The following is a 24,015-nucleotide window of genomic DNA, read 5'->3' as shown; positions in this document are numbered from 1 at the left end:
AGGGCTGGTTAGCGCTGTTATTGGAGAAATATCATGATTCGTTCCCTTTGGATTGCCAAGACCGGCCTGGAAGCGCAGCAAACGCAGATGGACGTGATCGCCAATAACCTGGCCAACGTCAGCACCACCGGCTTCAAGAAGTCGCGCGCCGTGTTTGAAGACTTGCTGTATCAAAATGTGCGCCAGCCGGGCGCGCAGTCGTCGCAGCAGACCCAGCTGCCATCGGGCTTGCAGATCGGCACGGGCGTACGCACCGTGGCGACCGAACGCATCCATACGCAGGGCAATCCCCAGGCCTCGGGCAATTCGCGCGACGTGATGGTCAACGGTACCGGTTTCTTCCAGGTGCTGATGCCGGACGGCGCCACCGCCTACACGCGCGACGGCTCGTTCCAGACGGACGCCAACGGCCAGCTGGTGACGTCCGAAGGGTTCGTCATCCAGCCCGCCATCACCGTGCCGACCAATGCGCTGAGCCTGACCGTGGCGCGCGACGGCACCGTGTCCGTCACCTTGCCCGACACTGTTGCGCCATCGCAAATCGGCTCGTTGCAACTGACCACCTTCGTCAATCCGGCCGGCCTGGAATCGAAGGGCGAAAACCTGTACATGGAAACGGGCGCCTCCGGCGTGGCGCAAACCAACACCCCGGGCACCAACGGCGCCGGCGTGCTGATGCAGGGCTATATCGAGACGTCGAACGTCAACGTGGCCGAGGAAATGGTCAACATGATCCAGACGCAGCGCGCCTACGAGATCAACAGCAAGGCTATCACCACATCCGATCAAATGCTGCAGAAATTGTCGCAACTTTAATTTTCATAGTCGTCATGCCATCCGCCGCCGGATGGCAGCGGAGGTTCGCCATGCAATACCCCATCATCGCCCTGTTGTCCGCAGTCCTGCTGTCCGGCTGCGCCATCACGCCTACGTCCATCGTGCAATATCCCACCACCACGCGCGCGCCGATGCCGGAACCCGTGGTCGTCAACAACGGTTCCATCTACCAGCCGTCGACCTACCGTCCCGCCTTCGAAGACCGCCGCGCGCGCCACGTGGGCGACACGATGACGATCGCCATCACCGAGCGCACGAATGCCGTCAAGGCGGGCGCCAGTTCCGGCAACAAGTCCGGCAGCGTGGGCTTTTCCACGCCCGGCTTCGCCCAGGGCCGTTTCGGCGGCACCGTGGCGGCGAATGGCGCGACGAAATTTGCCGACGGCGACAACCAGTCCGCCAGCAACACGTTTTCCGGCACCATCGGCGTGACGGTGATCGAGGTATTGCCAAACGGAAACTTGATCGTCGCGGGCGAAAAACAGATCGCCATGAACAAGGGCACGGAATTCATCCGCTTCTCGGGCATGGTCAATCCGGACACCATCGGCACGGGCAATGTCGTGCCCTCGACCCAGGTGGCCGAAGCGCGCGTCGAATACCGCACCAACAGCCAGATCGACCGCGCCGAAATGGCCTCGATGGCGTCGCGCTTCTTCCTCAGCCTGTTGCCGTTCTGATCATGGCAACGTCGACCTTTCCCCGCTTTCTCGCCATTTTCGGCCTGGCCATCTCCCTGCTGGCGCCCGTGGCGCAAGCCGAACGCATCAAGGACCTGGCCAGCATCGCCGGCGTGCGCCAGAATCAGCTGATGGGCTATGGCCTCGTCGTCGGCCTCGACGGCAGCGGCGACCAGACCACGCAAACCCCGTTCACCATCCAGAGCGTGGCGGCGATGCTGCAGCAGCAGGGCATCAACTTGCCGCAAGGCACTAGTTTGCAGCTGAAAAACGTGGCCGCCGTGATGGTGACGACGGCCTTGCCCGCGTTTGCCCAGCCGGGCCAGTTGCTCGACGTGACGGTGTCGTCGATGGGCAATGCGAAAAGCTTGCGCGGCGGCACTTTATTGATGACGCCCCTGAAGGGCGCCGATGGCCAGGTGTACGGCATGGCGCAAGGCAACGTGCTGGTGGGCGGCGTGGGCGCGCAGGCGGCCGGCAGCTCCGTCGTCATCAATCACCTGAGCGTGGGCCGCATCTCGGGCGGCGCGACCGTCGAGCGCACCGTGCCTTCGGCGCTGGGCGCCAACAACACTATCCGCCTGGAATTGAACGCCACCGATTTCGCCACCGCCAGCCGCGTGGTCGACGCCATCAACAGCCGCTACGGCGCCGGCACGGCCGCCGCGCTCGACGGCCGCGTGATCCAGGTGCAGTCGCCGAGCGGCAGCGACCAGCGCGTGTCCTTTTTGGGCCAGCTGGAAAGCATCGAAGTCAACCCGGCCCGCCTGGCGGCCAAGGTCATCATGAATGCGCGCACCGGTTCCGTCGTGATGAACCAGTCCGTGACTCTGGAAACGTGCGCCATTTCGCACGGCAACCTGTCCGTCACCATCAATGTCGAGCCGCAAGTGAGCCAGCCGGCCCCCTTGTCGGGCGGGCGCACGGTGGTCACGCAGACGGCGCAGATCGATATCAAGAAGGAACCGGGCAAGGTCATGCTGGTCAAGGGCGGCGCCTCGCTGTCCGACGTGGTCAAGGCCCTCAACGCCATCGGCGCCTCGCCGCAAGACTTGCTGGCCATCCTGCAGGCGATGAAGGCGGCCGGTTCGCTGCGCGCCGAACTTGAAATCATTTGATGGGCACGCCATGATCAGTCAAACCGACCTCAGCAATACCGCCGCCTATGACGTCAAGGGCATGGATGGCTTGCGCCAGTCCGCCAAGGCGAAGGACCCCGCCGCCCTGAAAGAGGCGGCCACGCAATTCGAAGCCATGTTCATCAACATGATGATGAAAAGCATGCGCGAAGCCACGCCGCAGGACGGCATCATGGACAGCCAGCAAAGCAAGATGTACACCTCGATGCTGGACCAGCAGACGAGCCAGAACCTCGCCAAGCGGGGCACGGGCCTGGCGGACGTGCTGATCCGCCAATTGTCGTCGTCGAACCAGGCGCTGGCCGCCGATGGCGCCGAAGCGCCGTCGCCCCGTTCCTCGAGCATGGCGCAGGCGCTGGCCGCCTTCCGCCAGCAGCAGGGCGCCCTCGCCGAGGGGAGCGGCAGCGCCGCCGCCAGCGGCAAGACCCTGAGCGACAAGGCCAACGCCACGCAGGCGCCGCACGTGCGCGCCTTCCAGGAAAAGCTGGGCGTGCATGCGGAAGAAGCCAGCCGCGCCACGGGCATCCCGGCCAAGTTCATGCTGGGCCAGGCGGCGCTGGAAACGGGCTGGGGCAAGCGCGAAATCATCAGCCGCGACGGTAGCAGCAGCCACAACCTGTTCGGCATCAAGGCTTCCAGCGACTGGAAGGGCAAGGTCACGGAAGCCGTCACCACGGAATATGTAAATGGCAAGGCGCAGCGCAAGGTGGAAAAATTCCGCGCCTATGACAGCTATGCCGACAGCTTCAAGGATTATGCGCAGTTGATTACCAACAACAAACGCTACGAAAAAGTCCTGGCCAGCGCGGGCGACGCCAGCACCTTCGCCCAGGGATTGCAGAAAGCCGGTTATGCGACGGACCCGAATTACGCTGCCAAATTGACAAAAATCATTAAAAATTCTCTGGTCGGCTGACGCCCCGCCTTGCCCCCGTGCAAGCCGCGCGCTTCAAGTTTTCGCCGCGGCTGCCGTAAATACTTTTGACGGTAACCAATAAGACACCATGACTTCGAATCTACTCAGCATCGGTAAGAGCGGTTTGCTTGCAGCGCAGGTGGGCCTGTCGACGACCGGGCATAACATCACCAATGCCAACGTGGACGGTTACAACCGCCAGGTGGTGCTGCAGCAGACGGCGCAGTTCAACAATGCCGGTTATGGCTTTGTTGGCAATGGTACCGAGGTATCGCAAGTCAAGCGCCAGTACGACGGTTTCATGGCGGCCCAGGTGAATGCCGCGCAGTCGGCCACCAGTTCGCTCGACGCGTATTACACGCAGATCACCCAGATCGACAATATGCTGGCGGACCCGACGGCCGGGCTGTCGCCGGCGATGGCCGATTTCTTCAAGGGCGTGCAGGATTTCAGCTCGAATCCCTCGTCCGTCTCGTCGCGCCAGGCATTGTTGTCGAGCGCAAACTCGCTGACGGCCCGTTTCCAGGGCCTCAGCGCGCGCCTGACGGAGATCGGCGACGGCGTCAATTCGCAGATCACGTCGAACGTCAAGGTGATCAATTCCTACGCCAAGCAGATCGCGGAACTGAATACCTCGATTACCAACCTGACCGTGAATGAAAGCAATCAGCCCAACGATTTGCTGGACCAGCGCGACCAGTTGATCACGGAACTGAACAAATACGTCAAGGCAACTGTTCAGCCTGGCGCTGGCAATTCGATTACCGTCTCGATCGGCTCGGGCCAGCCGCTGGTGGTGGGTGACAAGAACTTTGAACTGGCCACCACGCCGTCGCCGACGGACCCGAACCGCCTGGACATCGGCTATGTGACGGGCTCGAGCGTCAGCAAACTGTCGGAAAGCTCCCTCAGCGGCGGCGCGCTGGGCGGCTTGCTGGAATTCCGCAGCGGCAGCCTGGACCGCATCCAGAATTCGCTGGGCAAGGTCGCCATCGCACTGGCTTCCACCTTCAATGAACAGCACAAGCTGGGCCAGGACTTGAATGGCGACATGGGGACCGACTTCTTCAAGTTGCCCGATCCCGTCATCGGCGCCGACTACCGCAACAATGCGACCAGCACGACCGTTCTGTCGGCCAAGGTCAGCGATCCGACCAAGCTGACGGCCAGCGATTATGCCGTCAAGTATGACGGCGCCAATTATGTGGTGACGCGCCAGAGCGACGGCGCGAAAACGACCATCAACCCGTATCCGCAAACCGTGCCGCAAACCATCGACGGCGTGGATTTCTCGATCTCGGGCGCGGCCGCCGAAGGCGACAACTTCATGGTCAGGCCGACGGCGCACGGCGCTTCCGACCTGGCCGTGGCGATTACCGACCGCAACAAACTGGCCGCCGGCGCGCCCATCGTCACGGCTGCGCCCGTCAGCAACACGGGTAGCGGCAAGCTGGGCGCAGGTAGCGTGGACAAGGCGTATTTGACGCCAGGCAACGCCTTGACGGGCCCCGTCACCTTGACGTACGACAAGGCGACCACTTCGCTGTCGGGTTTCCCCGCGGGCCAGGCCGTGACCGTGAAAGGCTTGAATGGCGCCACCACCACGTATCCGGCCGGGACGGCGAACATCCCGTACACGGAAGGCGACAGCTTCAGCTTTGGCGGCATCAACGTCAACATGACGGGGGCGCCCGCGCAGGGCGATAAGTTCACCATCGGGCCGAACTCGGGCGGCGTGGGCGACAACCGCAATGCCTCCCTGCTGGCGGGCTTGCAGACGAAAAACATTCTCGACGGCGGCAAGGCCACGTTCCAGGGTTCGTACGCGGAAACCGTCAGTTTTGTCGGCAACAAGACGCGCGAAGTACAGGTCAGCGGCTTGGCCAGTCTTGCGTTGTTGCAACAAACCAGCACGCAGCAGCAAGCCGTCTCCGGTGTCAACCTCGATGAAGAGGCGGCCAATCTGCTGCGCTACCAGCAAGCCTACCAGGCTTGCGGCAAGGTCATGCAGATCGCCAGCACCCTGTTCGACGTGGTCATCGGCCTCGGACGTTAATTATTCAAGCGGCGGCGCTTAGCGCCCCGCCGCTATCAGGAAGGGCAGCATCATGCGCATCAGTACCAAAATGATCTATGACGCGGGCAGCACACAGCTGAACAACCTGCAGGGCGCGTTGAACCGTAGTCAGATGCAGCTGTCGGCGAATCGCCGCAACCTGACGCCGGCCGACGACCCGATCGCCTCGGCGCGCGCGCTGGAAGTGACGCAGTCGCAAACGATCAACACGCAATTCGTGACGAACCGCTCGAACGCCAAGAATTTCCTCTCGCAGGAAGAGCTGGCCCTGGCCAGCACCACCTCGCTGCTCGCCGACGTGCAGGAACTGGTGCTCAAAGCCGGTAATCCGGCCTTGAAGGATGTCGACCGCCAGAGCCTGGCCACGGAACTGCAGGGCCGTTTGACGGACCTGCTGGGCATCGCCAACACGTCCGACAACGCGGGCGGCTACCTGTTCGGCGGCTACAAGTCGACGACGCAACCGTTCAGCCAGACGCCGGGCGGCGCCACCTACGCAGGTGACCAGGGGCAGCGCGAACTGCAAGTGGGCTCGGCCCGCTACCTGGCCACCAGCGATTCGGGCGCGGCCGTGTTCGAGAATAATTTGACGGGCAACGGCAAGTTCACCACGGCGGCCGATCCGGGCAACTTCACGCGCGGCGGCGCCGGCATCATTTCCGGCGGCACCGTCACCGATCCCACCAAGTTGACGGGGCACAAGTACTCGATCGATTTCCAGGTGACGGGCACGGGCACCGCCGCCGTCACGACCTATACCGTGACGGACGTGACCCTGGGCCAGACCATCCCGAATCCGGCCGTGCCGGTAGCGTATAAGTCGGGCGATGCCATCAACTTTGACGGCCAGCAAGTCAATGTCGCGGGCAAGCCGGCCGACCTGGACAAGTTCACCCTGGAGCCCAGCAGCAAGGAATCGATCTTTAGCACCATCACCAACCTGATCGGTGTGCTGGGCCAGCCGGCCTCGGGCGACGCGGGGCAGGCGCGCCTGACGGCCGGCCTGAACGCGGCACACGACATCCTCGATACGGCTTACGATAACGTGCTGTCGGTGCGCGCGGAAGTCGGTTCGCGGCTGAAGGAACTCGACACGCTCGACAGCGCCGGCGACGACCTCGACCTGCAGTATGCGAGCACCCTGTCGGGCTTGCAGGACTTGGACATGGTGAAGGCGATTTCCCTGTTCAGCCAGCAGCAGATCACCCTGCAGGCGGCGCAGAAGTCGTTTACCTCGATCTCGGGCCTGTCGCTGTTCAATTACATCAGCTAAGCGGGCCGCATCGCAGGCTGGCCGGCAAGCCGGGTCAGGGAGGACATCTCCCGCCCCGGCTTTTTTGCGTCCGCAAGACGGCCGTTCTGGCAAGATATGCAGGCAAACTGTGCAGTCTACCTGCATATCTGATATAGTGGAGGCCGTTGATCCACTACATGACTGCCATGACCACCCCGCAAGAAGACCACGAACAAGTTCTGCAACTGGCCGGCGAATTGCGCATCCTGGTCGGCAAGCTGCGCCGCCGCCTGCGTGAAGAGGCGCACCTGGGCGATGTCAGCATGTCGCAGGCATCCGTGCTCAGCCGTCTCGAACGCGACGGCCCGGCCACGGCCAGCAGCCTGGCGCGCGCCGAAGGCATGCGGCCCCAGTCGATGGCCGCCACCGTGCTGGCGCTGACCGAGGCGCGGATGGTGACGGGGTCGCCCGATCCGCTGGATGGCCGGCAAACCATCTTGACGCTGACGGACAGCTGCCGCGCCTGGATCGCGGCCAGCCGTGCCGCGCGCGAAGACTGGCTGGCGCGCACCATCGAAACCCGGCTCACGCCGGACGAAGTCACCGAACTGGACAAGGCGGTGGCATTACTCAAACGCTTGGCGGAATGATCCGCTGAATTTTTCACCACGACCCCGGCAAGGAGCCCGCACGCCCAGATGAACAACACATTCCGTTCGCTACGCATACCCAATTACCGTATCTGGGCCGGCGGCGCCCTCGTGTCGAATATCGGCACCTGGATGCAGCGCACGGCGCAGGATTGGCTGGTGCTGAGCGAATTGACGCAGCACAATGCCAGCGCCGTCGGCATCGTCATGGCCTTGCAATTCGGCCCGCAACTGCTGTTGCTGCCCCTGACGGGCATGGCGGCCGACTTGCTCGACCGCAGGAAATTGCTGTTGTGTACGCAGGCGGCCATGGGCTTGCTGGCGCTGGGCCTGGGTTTGCTGTGCATCAGCGGCCTCGTGCAACTGTGGCACGTGTATGTGTTTGCTTTCCTGCTGGGCTGCGTGACGGCCTTCGATTCGCCCGTGCGCCAGACTTTTGTGGCCGAAATCGTCGGCGAGGAAGACTTGACGAATGCCGTGGCGCTCAATTCCACCTCGTTCAATGCGGCGCGCATGCTGGGCCCGGCCGTGGCCGGCTTGCTGATCAGCAGCGTCGGCAGCGGCTGGGTCTTCATCATCAACGCCGTCTCGTTTGCCGCCGTGATCGGTTCGCTGTTGCTGCTGCGCGTGGAATTGCTGCGCCGCGCACCGCGCCTGAAGGCTACGCGGGCCAGCCTGGGCGAGGGTTTTCGCTACGTGCGCCAGCGGCCCGACCTGATGGCCATTTTGCTGATGCTGTTCTTGATCGGCACCTTCGGCCTGAATTTCCCCATCTTCCTGTCGACCATGTCCGTGACGGCCTTCCATGCGGGCGCCGGCCAGTATGGCCTGCTCAGTTCCGTGATGGCTTGCGGCTCCGTGGCCGGCGCCCTGCTGGCGGCCGGGCGCGGCCAGCCTACGCTGGCCTTGCTGCTGGGCGCCGCTGCGCTGTTCGGCCTGGCTTGCGCGCTGGCCGCCGTGATGCCCAATTATTGGCTGTTCGGCATGATGCTGGTAGTCATCGGTATCGCCGCGCAAACCTTTACCACCAGCGTCAACAGCAGCGTGCAACTGTCGACGGCGCCCGCCATGCGGGGCCGGGTCATGGCCATCGTGCTGGCCATCTCGGCGGGCGGCACGCCGCTGGGCGCGCCCATCGTGGGCTGGGTGGCCGACACCTTCGGCCCGCGCTGGGCGCTGGGCATAGCCGCCTTGTCGGGCCTGGCGGCGGCGCTGGTCGGCGTGCGCTACCTGGTCAAGCATCACCAGTTGCGCCTGAACGTCGACATGCGGCGCTGGCGCGCGGCGCTGAGCAGCGACCCGCGGTGAGTCAGCGCGCCGGCGCGGCCGGCGCCGGGGGGCGCAAAGGATTCGGCGGTGCGGGTGGCGGCGGCCGGTCGTGCGTGGCGAAGCCGCGCGGCAGCAGGCGCGCTGTTTCTATGCCGCGCAGGAACATGTTCTGGAAGGGCGTGGCCAGGTAGGGCAGGACCATGCTGATCACCAGCAAGCCCACGCCCAGGGTGACGGGGAAGCCGATACCGAAGATGTTCAGCTGCGGCGCGGCCCGCGTCAAGATGCCCAGGGCTACGTTGGTCAGCAGCAGGGCGGCGATGATGGGCAGCGAAATTTGCAGGCCGGAACGGAAAATTTCCCCACCCCACGCCGCCAATTGCTGGAAGCCGCCGCCGCTGATGGGGCTCGATGAAATCGGCAGGCTGACAAAGCTTTCCGCCAGGGCCGCCAGCAAGACTAGGTGGCCGTTGACGGTCAAAAACATCAAGGTGGCCAGCATGACGAGGAACTGGCTGATGGCGGAAGACCTGCCCTTGGTTTGCGGGTCGAAGAACGAGGCGAAGCCCAGGCCCATGGTGAGACTGCTGATTTCGCCTGCCATTTCGATGGCGGAAAACACGATGCGGATGGAAAAGCCCATGGCCAGGCCCACCAGCATCTCTTGCGTGAGGATCAGCAGGCCTGGCAAGGACATTGGGTTGACGGCCGGCAAGGCCGGCACGGTGGGGGCGATGATCATGGCCAGCAGGGCGCCCAGGCTCACCTTGACGGTGGCCGGCACGGCCGCGTTGCCGAACAGGGGGGCGGCCGCGATCAGGCCGAGGATGCGGCTAAGCGGCCACAGCAGTGCTGCGATCCAGGTATTGAGTTCGATGCTGGACAGGGTCAGCATGGCAACAAGCGCGGCACTAGCCCACCAGGTTCGGGATGCCCGTGAAGACCTGGCGCATGTAGTCGAGCATGACGGACAGCATCCAGGGGCCCGCCACGACGAGGGCGACGAAAATGCCGACCAGCTTGGGGATGAAGGACAGGGTCGCCTCGTTGATTTGCGTTGCCGCCTGGAAAATACTCACGATCAAGCCGATGATGAGGGCGACGAGCAGCATGGGCGCGGCCACCATGAGGGTGATTTCCATCGCATGGCGGCCCAGGGTCATGACGCTTTCGGGTGTCATCGTATTTCCCCTAGTAAAAACTCTGTGACAGCGAGCCCAGCAGCAACTGCCAGCCATCGACCAGCACGAACAGCATCAGCTTGAACGGCAGCGAAATCGTCGCCGGCGACATCATCATCATCCCCATCGACATCAGCACGCTGGCGACCACCATGTCGATGATCAGGAACGGGATGAAGATGGCAAAGCCGATCTGGAACGCCGTTTTCAGTTCGCTGGTGACGAAGGCGGGCACGAGGATGCGCAGCGGCACGTCCTCCGGACCTTGCAGGGCCGGCGAGCGCGACATCTTGGCAAACAGGGCCAGGTCGGCCTGGCGTGTCTGCTTGAGCATGAAGGTTTTCAGGGGATCGACGCCCTTGTCCATGGCCTGCTGCATGGTGATCTTGTTTTCCTGATAAGGAAGATATGCATCCGTATAAATCTTGTCGAACACGGGCCCCATGACGAACAGGGTCAGGAACAGGGCCAGGCCCACCAGCACCTGGTTCGGCGGCGCCGATTGCGTGCCGATGGCCTGGCGCAGCAGGGACAGCACGATGATGATGCGCGTAAAGCAGGTCATCATCAGGAGGGCCGCCGGCAGGAAGGTGAGCGACGTCATCAGGATGAGCGTCTGCACCGGCAACGAGTAGTTCTGGCCTCCGCCCGGGGCTGGCGTGCTGTTGAAGGCCGGAATGCCCGGCTGGGCCATGGCCCACAGCGGCAAGGCCAGGGCGGCGGCCGCCAGCAGCCAGGTCAGGGGAGTCTTCAAGGTGGACCACGCCATCTGCTGCTTATTTCCCATTGCGTTTTTCGATGGTCTGTTTCAGCCACTCGGAAAAATTGGCGGCCGCGGGGCCGTTTTGCGCCGTGGCCAGTTGCGGCAAGTCGCCTTCCTGGCGCGGCATGGTGGCCAGCGCGTTGATCCTGCCGGGCGAGGCGCCGACGACGATCCACTGGTCGGCCACTTCGACGAGGACGATGCGTTCGCGTCCGCCCAGGTTGAGCGAGCTGACGACGCGCATCTTGCTGTTGCCGCCCATGACCTTGGGGCCATAGCGCTTCATGAACCAGGCCAGGCCGATTAGGAGGGCCAGCACGAACACGAGTGCGAAGATGGTTTGCAGCAAGCTGCCGGCCGAGCTGGTCGGCGCCATCGTCATCGGCGCGCCGGGCGGCATGGCGGGCAGGGCGGCGGCAGGCGCGGAGGCCGGCACCGCCGTTGCAGCTGCTGCTGCCGGCGCCGTGGCGGCTGGCGGTGTCTCGCTGGCCGCCGCGACGGAAGCGCTGGCGGCGCTGGCCGGCGGTGCCGAGGCGGTTGCCGGTTCGGCGTGCGCGATGCTGCATGCCGCCAGGAGCGGCAGCACAGTGGAAATCAACAGGCCAGGCTTCATTTATTCAATTTTCGGATGCGTTCGGAAGGCGTGATGATGTCCGTCAGGCGGATGCCGAACTTGTCATTCACCACCACCACTTCGCCCTGGGCGATCAGGCAGCCGTTCACCAGCACGTCCATCGGTTCGCCGGCCAGGCCGTCGAGCTCGACCACGGAACCCTGTGCCAGTTGCAGCAGGTTCTTGATGGCGATCTTGGTGCGGCCCAGCTCGACCGTCAGCTGCACGGGGATATCGAGGATGAAATCGATATCGTTGTGCGTTTCCGACTTCGATGCCTGCTTGGAAAAGTCCTTGAACACGGCGGCGCTGGCCGCGCTGGCCGTATTGGCGGCCTGGTTTTGCAGCGCTTCCGCTTCCGCCTTGGCCTGCTCGGCAATGGCCGCGCCCCAATCGTCTTCCGCGCTTTGGTCGTCTTGGTTGTCAGACATGTGTTTCTCCTGTTGTACAGATGCGGGCCGCAGCGGCCCGGGTATTTTTTAATGATTGTTCATGTTATCGGCGTTAGCCAGCAACTTTTCAACCTTCAGCGCATATTGTCCGTTCAACACGCCGTACGTGCAATCCATCACGGGCACGCCGTCGACGGTGGCGGCGATCAGTTCGGGAATATTCAGCGGGATGATGTCGCCCACCTTCATGTTCAGGATTTCATCGAACGACACGCGCGCCGTGCCCAGCGAAGCGACCAGCTCGACTTCGGCGATCTGGATCTGCTGCGTCATCAGGCGGATCCAGCGCTTGTCCACTTCCAGCGCCTCGCCCTGCAGGCTGGAGGTCAGCGAATCGCGGATCGGCTCGATCATCGAATACGGCATGCAAAAGTGGATTTGTCCGGAAACGGAGCCCAATTCCACCGTAAACGTGGACGCCACCACCACTTCGTTCGGCGTGGCGATGTTGGCGAACTGCGTGTTCATTTCTGAACGGATATATTCGAACTCGACGGGGAAGACCGGCTCCCACGACTTGGTGTAGGCCTCGAAGACGATGTCGAGGATGCGCAGGATGATGCGCTGCTCCGTCTGCGTAAAGTCGCGCCCTTCGACGCGCGTATGGAAACGTCCGTCGCCGCCGAACAGGTTGTCGACCAGCAAGAACACGAGGCCCGGATCGAAGACCATCAGGGCTGTGCCGCGCAGCGGCTTCATGTGCACCAAATTCAGGTTGGTCGGCACCACCAGGTTACGGATGAACTCGCTGTATTTCGACACGCGCACGGAACCGACCGACACTTCGGCGCTGCGGCGCAGGAAGTTGAACAGGCCCACGCGCAGCAGACGGGCGAAACGCTCGTTGATAATTTCCAACGTTGGCATCCGGCCGCGCACGATGCGCTCCTGGGTTGCCAGGTTGTAGGTACGAACTCCCGTGACATCTTCCGGCGCCTGCGCGTCGTCCTGGTCTCCGTTGACGCCCTTCAGAAGGGCATCGACTTCTTCCTGGGAGAGGAAATTATCGGCCATGGCTGCTTATTGAATGATGAATGCGGTAAATAATACGTCCGTCACGTCCTGCTCCGGCCCTTTGTCCTCGAACGGCTGGTTCACCTGATTGATGATTTCGGCCGCCAGTTGCTGCTTGCCTTCCACGGTATTGAGTTCGGACGCCTTCTTGCCGGACAGCAGCAGCAATAAACGGCTGCGCACTTTCGGCATGTTGACCTTGATCAAGTCCATTTCTTCCGGGCTGCTGGCCTGCAAGGTAAACGCGATTTGCAGGTATTGCTCGCCATTTTCCGGCTGCAAGTTGACGGTGAAGGCATCGATGGGCACGAAGACGGGCGGACCTGCCTTGGAAGCGGCATGTTTTTTCTTGCTGGGCGCCGATTCTTCTTTATCGGCCTTGCCATGCAGGAAATACCAGGCGGCACCGCCACCGATACTGCCAGCCACCAGCACCGAGGCCAGCACGATGATCAGAAGCTTCTTTTTCGAGGCGCCGGCGGGAGCCAGGCCTGCATCTGCTTTCGGATCTGCTTTCATTTTTGGATTTGCTTTCAATGGTACTCGAGTGCATGGAAGTGGATCACGACGCCATTATGTCATTATCGGCAAATTCTGCGCAGAAGGATGCAGTGAAAAGAGGGCGGAAGCGCCCTCAACTCGCTGTTTTTAGACGAAAAGTTACGTCAGGGGGCGCGCCAGCGGCTGACGGACGACGAATTGTCCTCAGGCAAAGGTATCCACGGCACTCAGGCTGGGCCGGCTGCGTCCGCCTGCCGCTGGCGCGATGGCGATCTCGCCGCCCGTTACGCCGCCGCCCTGGCCATTGCCACGGCGTCCGCCGGATGCTTCCCGGTTACCCTGGTCCTGCTGTTCCGGCGTGCCGGCCGAGACGGTGGCGCTGCCAAAGGCGATGCCCGCTTCGCTCATCATCTCGCGCAGGCGCGGCATGGCCGCTTCCAGCGCCTGGCGTACTTCCGGCTGGGCCGACATGAAGGCGGCATCGGCCTGGTCATTGGTGACTGTCAGTACCACTTGCACAGGTCCCAGGTCGGGCGGATTCAAGGTCAGGGTGGCGCTCTGGTCGCCGCCGGCCGCCATCCACACGACTTTCTGTCCCAGTTGCTGGTCCCAGGCCGGCGTGCCGACCCGGCCCGTCAGCTTGTCGGCCGGCACGGCCACGGCGGCCGCCGCCTGCTGCAGCGCGCCCGGCTGCAACTGGGCCGCCAGGCGGCTCAGGTCGGCAGGTGTTTCCTTGATGATCGGTTCGGCCATGGCGGCGCCCGCCTTGGCGGTGGCTGCCAGCTGGGCGTCGATGGCCAGCTTGCCAGGTTCGGCCTTGCCGGTCGGCACGCTGGCGCCCGGTGTGGCGACCGTCCTCCCCTGGGCCTGGCCCAGGCTGTCGGTAAAGTCGCCGCTGTCCGTTTGCGCGGCGGCGGTGGCGGTAGCCTTGCCGCTGCCCTGGCCCGCTGCCAGCAAGGGCCCTGCGGCCGGGTTCTTGCCGTCGGCCTTGACGCTGGAGCGTGGGGGCAGTTCCGGCACGGCCTTGGCGGCCGCCGCCGGCGGCTGGATGGCCAGCTGGATGCTGCCCACCAGGGCCAGCATCTCGGCGGCCGGATCGGCTGGCGGCGCGACTGTCGCGGTAGCGGGGGCGGCGGGTACGCTGGCCTCGGCCGGGGTGCTGGCGCTGGTGTTGTCTTCGGTGGCGGGCGCGGTCGCCTCGCTGGACTGCGCTGGCGGCTGTTCGCTGCTGGCCGCCTGTTCGGTACCCGTTGGCGCCGGCTTCGCTTCGCTCGCTGGCGCCTGGGCTGGAGCCTGTGTGGCCGCGGGGCTGGCAGGACGGGCCGCCGGCGCAGGCGCTTGTACTTGAGCCTGCGCCATATTGCGGCTGGCCTGGCGTTGCTCGATCTGGCGGTTCAGGGTGCGCTGGAAGTCGCCCGCCGTGCCGCTGGTGGTCGGCTGGCTGCGGTTGGCGGCGCCCGGCGTGGCGTTCGGCGAGACTATCTGGGAAATCGGTGTTGGCTGGGTTTGCATGATGCTGCCTCAGTGTTGCTTAGCGTTTGTAATAGGCTTGTCGCGCCGCGTGCTCATCCATTGCTTTCTGGTCGCGCTTGTTTTCCAGCTTCAGCGCCTGTTCCTGCGCCCGGTTGTTCAGGGTGGTGTACGACATGCGCTTGCGTTCGGCCAGCTGCCAGCGCATCTTTTCATTGTCGCTGCGCGCCTGCGCATGCTCGACTACCTGCTGCTGGCCCAGGATGGCGCTGTCGAGCTTGACCATGAAGGCCTGGAAGTTGCGGTAAGCCATGGGCGTAATGCCGCTGCTCATGCTTGTCTCGAAGCGCTTGGCGTAGTCGTCGCGGTAGCCTGACAGCATGTCGAGCTTCTGGCGGCAATCGTCGAGCGCTTTCAGGGCCGCGCCCAGGCGCTTGGCGCAGTCATCCGTTTCGCGCTGCGCAAGGTCGATCAGGGTTGCAAGTTGGGAAGGAGAAGCCATGGCTGATTATATTCCCGCTATGCAAGCCCTAATCAGTCGAATAGAGCGGTAAGTTGCCCCAAGCTCTCGTCCATGCTGACCCGCTCCGTGATTTGCTGTTGCAAAAACGCCTCGATCTTTTCATGCAGGGCGATGGCCTGGTCCAGCACGGGGTCGGTGCCGGCGCTGTAGGCGCCCACGCTGATCAGGTCGCGGCTGCGTTCATAGCGCGAATACAGCTGTTTCAGCTTGCGCGCCTGCTGCTGGTGTTCATGCGTGGTAATCGAGTGGGCGGCGCGCGAAATCGATTGCTCGATGTCGATGGCGGGATAATGGCCCGCTTCGGCCAGGCGCCGGTTCAGCACGATATGGCCGTCGAGAATCGCGCGCGCCGAGTCGGCGATCGGGTCTTGCTGGTCGTCGCCCTCGGTCAGCACGGTGTAGAAGGCCGTGATCGAGCCGCCGCCTTCCTCGCCATTGCCGGCCCGCTCCACCAGCACGGGCAGCTTGGCGAAGACGGACGGCGGATAGCCCTTGGTGGCGGGCGGTTCGCCGATGGCCAGGGCGATTTCGCGCTGCGCCATGGCGTAGCGGGTCAGCGAATCCATGATCAGCAGCACGTTTTGCCCCTGGTCGCGGAAGTGTTCGGCAATCGCCGTCGCATACGCTGCCCCTTGCAGGCGCATCAGTGGCGGCGTGTCGGCCGGCGCGGCCACGACGACGGAGCGGGCCAGGCCTTCGGGACCCAGGATCTGTTCGATGAATTCTTTTACTTCGCGTCCCCGTTCGCCGATCAGGCCGACGACGATCACGTCCGCCTCCGTGTAGCGGGCCATCATGCCCAGCAGCACGCTCTTGCCCACGCCGGAACCGGCGAACAGGCCCATGCGCTGGCCACGGCCCACGGTCAGCATGGCGTTGATCGAGCGCACGCCCACGTCGAGGGTATCGACGATGGGCGCGCGGCCCAGGGGATTGGCGGGGCGTACATTGATGGGGGCGCTGTCCGTCGTGTGCAGCGGGCCCAGCTGGTCGAGCGGACGGCCCGCGCCGTCGAGCACGCGGCCCAGCAGTTGCGGACCCACGGGCAGGTGGCGCGCGCGGTCGCTGGGGCGGCGGCGCGGGTGCGCCACGCTGCCGGGACGGGGGATGGCCGGTTCGACGGAAAACACGCGCGTGCCGGGCACGATGCCCTCGACGTCGCTTTGCGGCATCAAGAACAGGCGTTCGCCTTCAAAACCGACCACTTCCGCCTCGACCCGGCCGCCATTCGGCAGCGGCACGGTGCAGGCGGCGCCGACGGCCAGGCGCAGGCCCACGGCTTCCATCACCAGACCGGCCACGCGCGTGACGCGGCCTGAAATCTGCATCGGTTCGACAAAGCCGACCACGGCCGTACAGTCGCTCAGGTAGGCGCGCCAGCGCGCCGCATGGGCAGCAGGGCCTTTGACGGGCTCGTTCACGGCGCCAGCCAGTCCAGGTCTTTGCCCAACGCATGCGTCAGGCGGTGCCAGCGGGTGGACGTCTGCGCATCGATCTGGTTGCTGGCCGTGTCGATCTTGCAACCACCACGTTCCACGGACGGGTCTTCGATGACGCGCCAGCCGCCCTTGTCGAGCTCATCGCCGATGCCGTCGCGCACGACTTGCGCATCGTCGGGGTTGAGCATCAGCAAGGCTGGTTGTTGTAGTACAGGCAAGTATTCGATGGCTTCGCGCACCATCGGCAGCATCAGTTCGGGGCGCACGGGCAAGGCCGTCTTCAGCATGCCCTTGGCCAGCTGCAAGGCCAGTTCCATCACGTCATTGGCGATCAGCTCGTCGGCCTGGTGCACGGCCGTGCCGAAGTCGACGGCGATGGTTTGCAGGTGCGCCAGTTCCACGGCGGACGCCGCCTTGCCTTCCGCATACGATTGCGCATGGCCGTCGGCATGCCCGGCCGCATGGCCTTCCGCATAGCCGGCCGCGCGGCCTTCGTCGAAGGCCGTGGCGCGCGCTTCCTCGCGGATGGCGTCGAGTTCTTCCTGCGTCGGGTATTCGAGCGGCGGGGCCAGTTCTTCCTGGTGCAGCTCGCCGTAGGGATCGGTTTCCGGATCGATTTCGGGCTCGGGGTCCGGTTCCAGCAGCTTGCGCGCCGCCACTACGCTGGGACGCTCGTCGCCAAACGAGGTCATTTCCCAGCGCTGGTAGGCGGTTTGCTGCTCTTTGGGAATTAAACTAGACAAACGAATCCTCGCCTTTTCCGCCTAAGACAATCTGCCCCTCGTCCGCCAGGCGGCGCACGATCTGCAGGATCTGTTTCTGCTGCGATTCCACTTCCGACAGGCGCACGGGGCCTTTCGACTCCAGGTCTTCGCGCATCATCTCGCCGGCGCGCTGCGACATGTTCTTGAAGATCTTGTCGCGCAGCTCTTGCGAGGCGCCTTTCAGGGCGATGATCAGCATTTCCGACTGCACTTCGCGCAGCAGCAGCTGGATGCCGCGGTCGTCGATATCGATCACGTTGTCGAACACGAACATTTCGTCCATGATCTTTTGCGCCATGTCATTGTCGTAATTCTTGATATTGTCCATGACGGAGCCTTCTTGCTCGCCGCTCATGAAGTTCAGGATCTCGGCCGCGGCGCGCACGCCGCCCAGCGACGATTTCTTGATGTTTTCGTTACCGGACAGCAGTTTCGTCAGCACGTCGTTGAGCTCGCGCAAGGCGGCCGGCTGCACGCCGTCCAGGGTGGCGATGCGCAAGACCACGTCGTTGCGCAAGCGGTCGGTAAAGTGGCCGAGGATTTCGCAGGCCTGGTCGCGTTCCAGGTGGACGAGGATGGTGGCGATGATCTGCGGGTGCTCGTTGCGGATCAGCTCGGACACGGATTGCGAATCCATCCACTTCAGCGATTCGATGCCGGACGCGTCCTTGCCGCCCAGGATGCGCGACAGCAGCACGGATGCCTTGTCGTCGCCCAGCGCCTTGGTCAGCACCTGGCGGATGTATTCGTCCGAGTCGAGGCCGACGGTGGAATTGAGTTCCGTCTGCGCGCGGAAGTCGTCGAGCACCTCGACCACCTGGTCGTGCGCGATGCCCTTCATGGTGGCCATGGCGGCGCCCAGTTTCAGCACTTCGCGCGGCCCGAGGAATTTCATGACCTCGGCCGCTTCGCTCTCGCCCAGTGCCAGCATCAGGATCGATGCTTTTTGCAGTCCCGTTGTCTCAGTCATTATTGCCTATCCATGCTTTGATTACGTTGGCCACGACGCGCGGGTCTTCCTGCGCCAGTTTCCGGGCCATCGCCAGGTTTTCGCGATAACCGCGGGCCGTATCTTCTTCCAGTTCTTCCAGCTCCGCTTCGCTGAGCAGGACTTCGTTTTCTTCGCCGTCCTTGCTCAGTTCCGGCTCGATGACGGGCGGCGGGGCGCCGAAATCGTCGATCTTGCGCATGACCGGGCGCAGCATCGGGCGCACGATCTTGATGAAGATATACAGCAGGATCAGGGCCGTGATGAGGAATTTCGCCAGTTCCTTGGCCAGCGGCAAGTTGGCCGGGTCGCGCCACCACTCCAGCTTGCCTTCCGGCGCGCGGTCGATGCCGTCGAAGGGCGAGTTGGCCACGCTGAAACTGTCGCCGCGTTCCTTGTTGTAGCCCATCGCTTCCTTGACCAGGTTATTGATCTGGATCATTTCTGCTGGGGAAATCGGCTTGACCGTGACCTTGCCATCCTTGTCGAAGCTGCGGCGGTAGTTGACGACGACGGCCACCGACAGGCGGCGCAGGCCGCCCATGGATTTCTGTTCGTAGCGTACGGTCTTGTCGACTTCATAATTCGTCGTCGATTCCTTCTGCGTCGGCGCCGTGGGCGCGCCGCCCGGGGCGCCCGGCGCCTCGGCCGTCAATGGCGCCGTGGCCACGCCTGGCGGCTGGTTCGACAGCGCGCCCGGCACGCCGGACGGGTTGGCATTGCCGGCGCCCGTCGATTCGCTCGTCTGCTGGCTGCGGATGGTGGACGCTTCTGGCGGCGAGTTCGGCTTGTAGGTTTCGGCCGCCTGCTCGCTTTGCGAAAAATCAACATCGGCCGTCGCTTCGGCGCGCACATTGCCTTCGCCGACGATGGGCAACAGGATCGATTCGACTTGCTTGATCACGCTTTGCTGCAATTGCTGCACGTACTTCAGCTGGTTCGGGTCCAGGCTCTTGATGCCGTTGGCGCGGTCCTTGTCCTTTTCCTGGTTCGACAGCAGGGTGCCGGCCTGGTCGACCACGGTGACATTGATTGGCAGCAATTCCGGTACGCTGGACGCCACCAGGTGCACGATGGCGCTCACCTGCAGCTGGTCCAGGCCGCGGCCGGGGTGCAGGTTCAGCAGCACGGAAGCCGTCGGTTTTTGCTGTTCGCGCACGAAGACGGACGGTTTGGGCAGGGCCAAGTGGACGCGCGCCGTGTCGACGGCGGACACCGATTCGATCGATTTCGCCAGTTCGCCTTCCAGTGCGCGCTGGAAATTGACCTGTTCCAGGAATTGCGACACGCCCAGCTTCTGGTTTTCCATCAGCTCGAAACCCACGTTGCCGCCTTTCGGCAAGCCTTGCGCGGCCAGTTTCAGGCGCGCGTCGTGGACTTGCTCGGATGGCACGAGAATGGCGCCGCCGCCTTCGGAAAACTTGTGCTTGATGCCCAGCTGGTCCAGCGATGCGGTGATGGCGCCGCCGTCGCGGTCCGTGTAGTTGGAAAACAGGACCTTGTATTCGGGCGGCTGGTTCCACATGTACAGGGCCACGCCGATGGCGACCAGTGCCGCCACGCCCAGGCCGCGCAGGAAATTCTTGCCCATCGGCGTCTTGGCGAACGCTTGTACGGACTCCACGGGCGAGCGGGCAGGCGCCGGTTCCGGCGGTATGCGGTTCACATCGATTTCTTCGGCTACAGCCATGATTGCCTTCCAGGGCGGTGTATTTACGTGTATTGGGTGGTGCGTGGGGGCCGCTTCCTCGGGAGGATTGGGCGATATGCAGAATTATCCGCCACTGTCACGCGCTTCAATCGTCCAAATAGAAGGCGCTTTTGCCGCCTGCTCGGTCGAGCGGCTGGCGTTGGCGCTGGTATTGTGGAACCCTGGCAACATGTGACGGAAGTTATTGTACCCGTCGTTGCCTTGCAAGCCAGGGTTTTGTTCTCTGGGTGCAACAGGCATGGAACAGTTACGAAGCACACCAGAATCGGGAGGCAAAGTGAAAACAGGCGGTATCGATAGCAGCAGGATCGAGGCGATGATCGCGCAACTGAAGTCCGCGGCCACGCGGCCGGAGGCGAAAATACCGGCGATCCAGACCGAGATGCCGGCGGCGAAGGTGAATTTTGCCGATGCCTTCAAGAGCGCGCTCGACTCCGTGAGCGGCGCGCAAAAAGCCTCGTCCGCACTGGGCCAGCGCTTTACCATGGGCGACGAAAAGGTCAGCCTGTCGGACGTGATGGTGTCGATGCAAAAGTCGAGCATCGAATTCCAGGCGACGGTGCAGGTGCGGAATAAATTAGTTTCTGCATATCATGAGATCATGAACATGCAAGTTTGAGTTTTAGCTATCCCAACGGCAGATCCCGGGGTCAGACCCGCCGGGTCTGACTCCAGCTTTCGTTTTGGGTTATCAGCCCAGCCCAGCCATGCGCGCATTCCGTTCTCGTTCGAGGCGCGTGATATAGCGCTGCACGTGCGCCAGCATGCTGCGCGGCAGGTCGACGAACTGGCAGCCGAGTCGGCGGTTCAGCTTATTGTTCAGCAAGGTCATGTCCAGCGAGTTGCGAATTTGCAAAGTCGCGGTGACGATGCCGACGTCGGGCAAGTCGATGCGGCAGCCGGGATAGTCCCGGCCGATGGTCTCGCCCAGCATCAGTTTATTGTCGAGGATGGCGATGCCGCCGCAGCTGATGTCGGCCAGCGGGAACAGGGTGTCGGCGCCGCCCAGCGAGGGCGGCAGGGGAATCGCCACGCGCACGGGATTGCTCACGGGCGTAGTCATGCGGTAATACTCGCGCCGCTGCAAGCGGATCAGTGTTTCTGGAATGGCAATTTTCAAGGCGGGCGTGCCGCCGTAATTGCACTCTTCCACCAGGGCGCTGGCAAACAGGATGCGGATCTTGTCGAGCGAGGTTTCAAACGAAATGCCCTTGGCGGCCACCATGCGCCGGTTCTGGTCGGCATTCACGGAACGGTCGAGGATGACGCTATCGTGGTCGGCATCGACTTCCAGGATGGACGTGACGCACACATCGGATTCACCGTGGATCAGCATGCGGATCAGCTGGTTCTTTTCGCCTATGCTGCGCAGCAAGGCGATGATTTCCCGCCGCGATTCCACTTCAAAATCATGCCAGTTTTCGAGGCCGGAATCCATAATATGTGCTTGCATTGATGCCTGTCTATGTATCGGTGAGGTTGATGCTGGTGTCGGGCGGTGGCGGGATGGGCCCGCCATTCGCAGATTCAATATGATATAACCAGGCCAGCAGTTCCGCAATCGCCCGATACAGGCCGGGCGGAATCTGGCGGTCCAGGTCGACATCCATCAGCAACGCCACCAATTCCTTCGATTCATGCACGAAGACGCCATGTTCGCGCGCCGTGCTGATGATCTGGTCCGCGATCAGGCCGCTGCCCTTGGCCACCACCTTGGGGGCGGGCGCGCCGCTCTGGTAGGCCAGCGCGACGGCCGTCTGCGGCACCTTGCGCTTGGTGTCGTCAAGCATCGTCCGCTTCCGCTGGCCCGGCGGCGTCCGGCTTGCCGGCGATCGTCAGCGACGTCAATGGCCAGCCGGCCGCGGCTAGCGACGCTTCCAGCGCCGCCGCATGCTGGCGCAAGGTGTCGGCGCTGCCTTCGCTGCCCGCTTGCAGCTGGATGGCCACGCGGCCGCCCTGCAAGACCACGTGCGCGGCCAGGTCGCCCAGCAGGGGAAACTGGAAGCGCACGTTGCTGCGCCAGGCCGTCGCTTCCCCGTCGCCGTCGCGCCCATCGTGCTGCTGTCCTTCCGGCGCATCCTTGCTGATATCCCACTGCATCTTCTGGCCGGGCCACGCTTCGCCCTGCCACTGCACGCGCGCCTGTTCGTGCGTATGCAGCTGCAAATTGATCAGTTGCGCCGAGGCTAGGTCGGTTCCCGTCCTGGCCGCGTCGCCCTGTGCCGCCTTCTGCATCTGCGGCTCCAGCAGCAGCGACGCCAGCGGCCGCTTGCCTTCGGCCCATTCGGCCACATGCGATTCATAGAACAGGCCGCTGCTGCCGACGGCGTCGTGCAGCTTCTGGGCCACCTGGGCCGGGGCGGCGCCCGGCGTGGCCATCAGCGGCGTCTTGCCGACCAGGGACAGGGGCGCGCCGGGCACGCTTTCCGCCTGGCTGAGCACGGTGCTGATGGCGCGCGCGGTGGTGCTCAACTCGGGCGCGGGCGTGTCGCCCGCCAGGGCGGGCAGCAGATTGGCCGGCGTCAGGGGCGCGCGGCTGAGCAGGGTGGCGGCCGTGCTGCTGGCGCGCGTGCCCGCCTGGGCGGCGCCGGGCTGGGGACCGCGCGTTTCAGCGGCGTCCGGTTCGGCTTCCGCATCCGCATACGTCAGCAGGGCGCTGGCGGGCTGGTCGCGGTTATTGCCGATTTGAAAAGAGGGGCGGGGATTGATGCCGATCAAGGTCAGCGGGATTTCCGTGCCGGGCTGGGCGCCGGCAGGCAGCTGCATGCGGGCCGGCGTGCCGGCCACGCGCACGAGAAAGCTGCCGTCGCCCATGCGGGCCAGCACCTGTCCCTGCATGGATTTGCCGATGAGTCCCTGCAGCGAGCGCTGGAACTCGGCCTGGCGCGGGTCGGCGACGGTGTCGGCCGGGCGAGTGCCCTTGATCGGGGTCAAGGGCGTCATGCCGATTGCATCCATCTTCGGCAACATGATAGCGGACCTTGCCCCGTGGGCGCTTACGCGCCGTAGGCGTTTGCCAGGCGCCGCTCGGTGCCGGTGCTGCTGATCAGCTTGGACAATTGCGCCATCCACGGCATGGTGAGGTCGCGGATCTTGCGGTCGTCTTCCAGGATCTGCTTGATCAGGGCGACCTTGCGCTGGCGGCCAGCGCTTTCCAGCACGACTTTTTCTTCATTCGCCTTCAGCGCGGCCACATGCGTGCTGATGCGCTGTTCCAGCGCTTCCAGCGCGTCCCAGTCGGCGTTGGTGGCAGCGGTGACCATCTGGCCCGTCAGGGTCTGCATGGCTTCGTAGGTGGTCAGGACTTCTTGATTCGTCATCATGGGTCAGGCGCTCGCAAGGCTGGGCATACGTTTCAGATCGGCGCCAGGCATGGCGGCGGGAGTGGCGCCGATGGCGTTCCAGGTTTCGCGCAAGTCGGTGAGCAGGCGCTGCACTTCTTCCAGCAGGGTAATATCGTTGTGCAGGTTGGCCGTCAGCAGGCGCGCACTCATGTATTCATACAGGGCGTCGAGGCCTTCGGCGATCTGGCCGCCCGCTTCCTTGTCCAGGCTGGCGCGCAAGCCATTGTCGATGATCTGGATGGCTTTCGAGATGGACTTGCCTTTTTCCGGCACATTGCCCGATTTCATGTGCATCTGCGCGCTGAGCACGGCCACCAGGGCGCCGTCGTACAGCATCACGATCAGCTTGTGCGGCGAGGCCGAAACGATGCCCGTTTCCAGACCGACCTTGGCATAGGCGTTGACGCCGCGTTGTTGGGTTCCAAACATGTAATTCTCCTGATGAATGGG

The 24,015-nt window shown here is 63.7% G+C and carries 27 protein-coding genes; 9 read left to right on the top strand and 18 right to left on the bottom strand.

What is annotated here, in order from left to right; translation table 11 throughout:
* Window positions 1-33 precede the first annotated feature (33 nt).
* The 8 genes from flgG to O0881_RS10400 all read left to right on the top strand — a co-directional run bounded on the left by flgG (window position 34) and on the right by O0881_RS10400 (window position 8,841).
* A complete protein-coding gene (gene flgG / locus O0881_RS10435) occupies window positions 34-816 on the top strand; it encodes a flagellar basal-body rod protein FlgG (RefSeq protein WP_034754070.1) in 783 nt (260 codons plus the stop codon).
* A gap of 50 nt (window positions 817-866) precedes the next feature.
* The gene (locus O0881_RS10430; RefSeq protein ID WP_077407839.1) at window positions 867-1,517 is read left to right on the top strand and encodes a flagellar basal body L-ring protein FlgH; all 651 of its coding nucleotides are present in this window, start codon (window positions 867-869) and stop codon (window positions 1,515-1,517) included.
* A 2-nt stretch (window positions 1,518-1,519) separates the two neighbouring features.
* Window positions 1,520-2,635, top strand: a complete 1,116-nt coding sequence (locus O0881_RS10425) for a flagellar basal body P-ring protein FlgI (RefSeq protein WP_099666858.1) — start codon at window positions 1,520-1,522, stop codon at window positions 2,633-2,635.
* A 10-nt stretch (window positions 2,636-2,645) separates the two neighbouring features.
* On the top strand, window positions 2,646-3,572 hold the full coding sequence (flgJ, locus tag O0881_RS10420; protein WP_289911195.1) for a flagellar assembly peptidoglycan hydrolase FlgJ: 927 nt from the start codon (window positions 2,646-2,648) through the stop codon (window positions 3,570-3,572).
* Between the two features lie 88 nt (window positions 3,573-3,660).
* Window positions 3,661-5,628 carry a flagellar hook-associated protein FlgK gene (flgK, locus tag O0881_RS10415; protein WP_289911194.1) on the top strand — a complete coding sequence of 656 codons (1,968 nt, stop codon included), beginning with the start codon at window positions 3,661-3,663 and terminating at the stop codon, window positions 5,626-5,628.
* 52 nt (window positions 5,629-5,680) lie between these two features.
* Window positions 5,681-6,922, top strand: coding sequence for a flagellar hook-associated protein FlgL (gene flgL, locus O0881_RS10410; RefSeq protein WP_180278709.1), 1,242 nt, complete (start codon window positions 5,681-5,683; stop codon window positions 6,920-6,922).
* Between the two features lie 167 nt (window positions 6,923-7,089).
* A complete protein-coding gene (locus O0881_RS10405) occupies window positions 7,090-7,533 on the top strand; it encodes a MarR family transcriptional regulator (RefSeq protein WP_289911191.1) in 444 nt (147 codons plus the stop codon).
* 48 nt (window positions 7,534-7,581) lie between these two features.
* Window positions 7,582-8,841 (top strand): MFS transporter, encoded by a 1,260-nt coding sequence (locus tag O0881_RS10400; protein ID WP_289911190.1) that lies wholly within the window; start codon window positions 7,582-7,584, stop codon window positions 8,839-8,841.
* A gap of 1 nt (window position 8,842) precedes the next feature.
* On the opposite strand, the gene fliR is transcribed toward O0881_RS10400, so the two are convergent.
* The 13 genes from fliR to fliF all read right to left on the bottom strand — a co-directional run bounded on the left by fliR (window position 8,843) and on the right by fliF (window position 20,200).
* Window positions 8,843-9,697, bottom strand: a complete 855-nt coding sequence (fliR, locus tag O0881_RS10395; protein ID WP_289911189.1) for a flagellar biosynthetic protein FliR — start codon at window positions 9,695-9,697, stop codon at window positions 8,843-8,845.
* 16 nt (window positions 9,698-9,713) lie between these two features.
* The gene (gene fliQ / locus O0881_RS10390; protein ID WP_035821365.1) at window positions 9,714-9,983 is read right to left on the bottom strand and encodes a flagellar biosynthesis protein FliQ; all 270 of its coding nucleotides are present in this window, start codon (window positions 9,981-9,983) and stop codon (window positions 9,714-9,716) included.
* A gap of 10 nt (window positions 9,984-9,993) precedes the next feature.
* Window positions 9,994-10,677 carry a flagellar type III secretion system pore protein FliP gene (gene fliP, locus O0881_RS10385; protein WP_233516144.1) on the bottom strand — a complete coding sequence of 228 codons (684 nt, stop codon included), beginning with the start codon at window positions 10,675-10,677 and terminating at the stop codon, window positions 9,994-9,996.
* A gap of 82 nt (window positions 10,678-10,759) precedes the next feature.
* Window positions 10,760-11,359, bottom strand: a complete 600-nt coding sequence (fliO, locus tag O0881_RS10380) for a flagellar biosynthetic protein FliO (RefSeq protein ID WP_289911188.1) — start codon at window positions 11,357-11,359, stop codon at window positions 10,760-10,762.
* Window positions 11,356-11,790 carry a flagellar motor switch protein FliN gene (fliN, locus tag O0881_RS10375; RefSeq protein WP_034754038.1) on the bottom strand — a complete coding sequence of 145 codons (435 nt, stop codon included), beginning with the start codon at window positions 11,788-11,790 and terminating at the stop codon, window positions 11,356-11,358. Before fliN ends, fliO begins: the two co-directional genes overlap by 4 nt.
* 48 nt (window positions 11,791-11,838) lie before the next feature.
* Window positions 11,839-12,825, bottom strand: a complete 987-nt coding sequence (gene fliM, locus O0881_RS10370) for a flagellar motor switch protein FliM (protein WP_034754035.1) — start codon at window positions 12,823-12,825, stop codon at window positions 11,839-11,841.
* A 6-nt stretch (window positions 12,826-12,831) separates the two neighbouring features.
* The gene (fliL, locus tag O0881_RS10365) at window positions 12,832-13,344 is read right to left on the bottom strand and encodes a flagellar basal body-associated protein FliL (RefSeq protein ID WP_099666868.1); all 513 of its coding nucleotides are present in this window, start codon (window positions 13,342-13,344) and stop codon (window positions 12,832-12,834) included.
* A gap of 186 nt (window positions 13,345-13,530) precedes the next feature.
* Window positions 13,531-14,838 (bottom strand): flagellar hook-length control protein FliK, encoded by a 1,308-nt coding sequence (locus O0881_RS10360; protein WP_289911187.1) that lies wholly within the window; start codon window positions 14,836-14,838, stop codon window positions 13,531-13,533.
* A 19-nt stretch (window positions 14,839-14,857) separates the two neighbouring features.
* Window positions 14,858-15,298, bottom strand: coding sequence for a flagellar export protein FliJ (gene fliJ, locus O0881_RS10355; protein WP_077407817.1), 441 nt, complete (start codon window positions 15,296-15,298; stop codon window positions 14,858-14,860).
* Between the two features lie 32 nt (window positions 15,299-15,330).
* The gene (gene fliI / locus O0881_RS10350; RefSeq protein WP_233516143.1) at window positions 15,331-16,647 is read right to left on the bottom strand and encodes a flagellar protein export ATPase FliI; all 1,317 of its coding nucleotides are present in this window, start codon (window positions 16,645-16,647) and stop codon (window positions 15,331-15,333) included.
* Window positions 16,648-16,736: 89 nt separating this feature from the next.
* Window positions 16,737-17,450, bottom strand: coding sequence for a flagellar assembly protein FliH (locus O0881_RS10345; RefSeq protein ID WP_289911482.1), 714 nt, complete (start codon window positions 17,448-17,450; stop codon window positions 16,737-16,739).
* A gap of 43 nt (window positions 17,451-17,493) precedes the next feature.
* Window positions 17,494-18,492: a flagellar motor switch protein FliG gene (gene fliG / locus O0881_RS10340; RefSeq protein WP_077407811.1), complete on the bottom strand. Its 999-nt coding sequence runs from the start codon at window positions 18,490-18,492 to the stop codon at window positions 17,494-17,496.
* Window positions 18,485-20,200, bottom strand: a complete 1,716-nt coding sequence (gene fliF / locus O0881_RS10335) for a flagellar basal-body MS-ring/collar protein FliF (RefSeq protein ID WP_251350721.1) — start codon at window positions 20,198-20,200, stop codon at window positions 18,485-18,487. Before fliF ends, fliG begins: the two co-directional genes overlap by 8 nt.
* Window positions 20,201-20,537: 337 nt before the next feature.
* Here fliF and fliE point away from each other — a divergent pair, with 337 nt between their 5' ends.
* A complete protein-coding gene (gene fliE, locus O0881_RS10330; protein WP_230539976.1) occupies window positions 20,538-20,840 on the top strand; it encodes a flagellar hook-basal body complex protein FliE in 303 nt (100 codons plus the stop codon).
* Between the two features lie 72 nt (window positions 20,841-20,912).
* Here the strand turns inward: fliE and O0881_RS10325 are convergent, their stop codons facing one another.
* From O0881_RS10325 to fliS, 5 genes are read right to left on the bottom strand one after another with little or no spacing between them, the layout of a single operon-like run.
* Window positions 20,913-21,659, bottom strand: coding sequence for a flagellar brake protein (locus O0881_RS10325; protein WP_099666871.1), 747 nt, complete (start codon window positions 21,657-21,659; stop codon window positions 20,913-20,915).
* A 25-nt stretch (window positions 21,660-21,684) separates the two neighbouring features.
* Complete coding sequence (locus O0881_RS10320; RefSeq protein WP_099666872.1) at window positions 21,685-22,011, bottom strand: EscU/YscU/HrcU family type III secretion system export apparatus switch protein; 327 nt, start codon at window positions 22,009-22,011, stop codon at window positions 21,685-21,687.
* The gene (locus tag O0881_RS10315; protein WP_289911185.1) at window positions 22,004-23,164 is read right to left on the bottom strand and encodes a flagellar hook-length control protein FliK; all 1,161 of its coding nucleotides are present in this window, start codon (window positions 23,162-23,164) and stop codon (window positions 22,004-22,006) included. Before O0881_RS10315 ends, O0881_RS10320 begins: the two co-directional genes overlap by 8 nt.
* Window positions 23,165-23,217: 53 nt before the next feature.
* A complete protein-coding gene (locus tag O0881_RS10310) occupies window positions 23,218-23,544 on the bottom strand; it encodes a flagellar protein FliT (protein WP_099377935.1) in 327 nt (108 codons plus the stop codon).
* A 3-nt stretch (window positions 23,545-23,547) separates the two neighbouring features.
* Window positions 23,548-23,994, bottom strand: a complete 447-nt coding sequence (fliS, locus tag O0881_RS10305; RefSeq protein WP_077407797.1) for a flagellar export chaperone FliS — start codon at window positions 23,992-23,994, stop codon at window positions 23,548-23,550.
* Window positions 23,995-24,015 lie beyond the last annotated feature (21 nt).

The sequence above is a fragment of the Janthinobacterium sp. SUN100 genome (assembly GCF_030397705.1).
Taxonomy (GTDB): Bacteria; Pseudomonadota; Gammaproteobacteria; order Burkholderiales; family Burkholderiaceae_D; genus Janthinobacterium; species Janthinobacterium kumbetense.
This window is presented reverse-complemented; position numbering and strand designations above follow the sequence as displayed.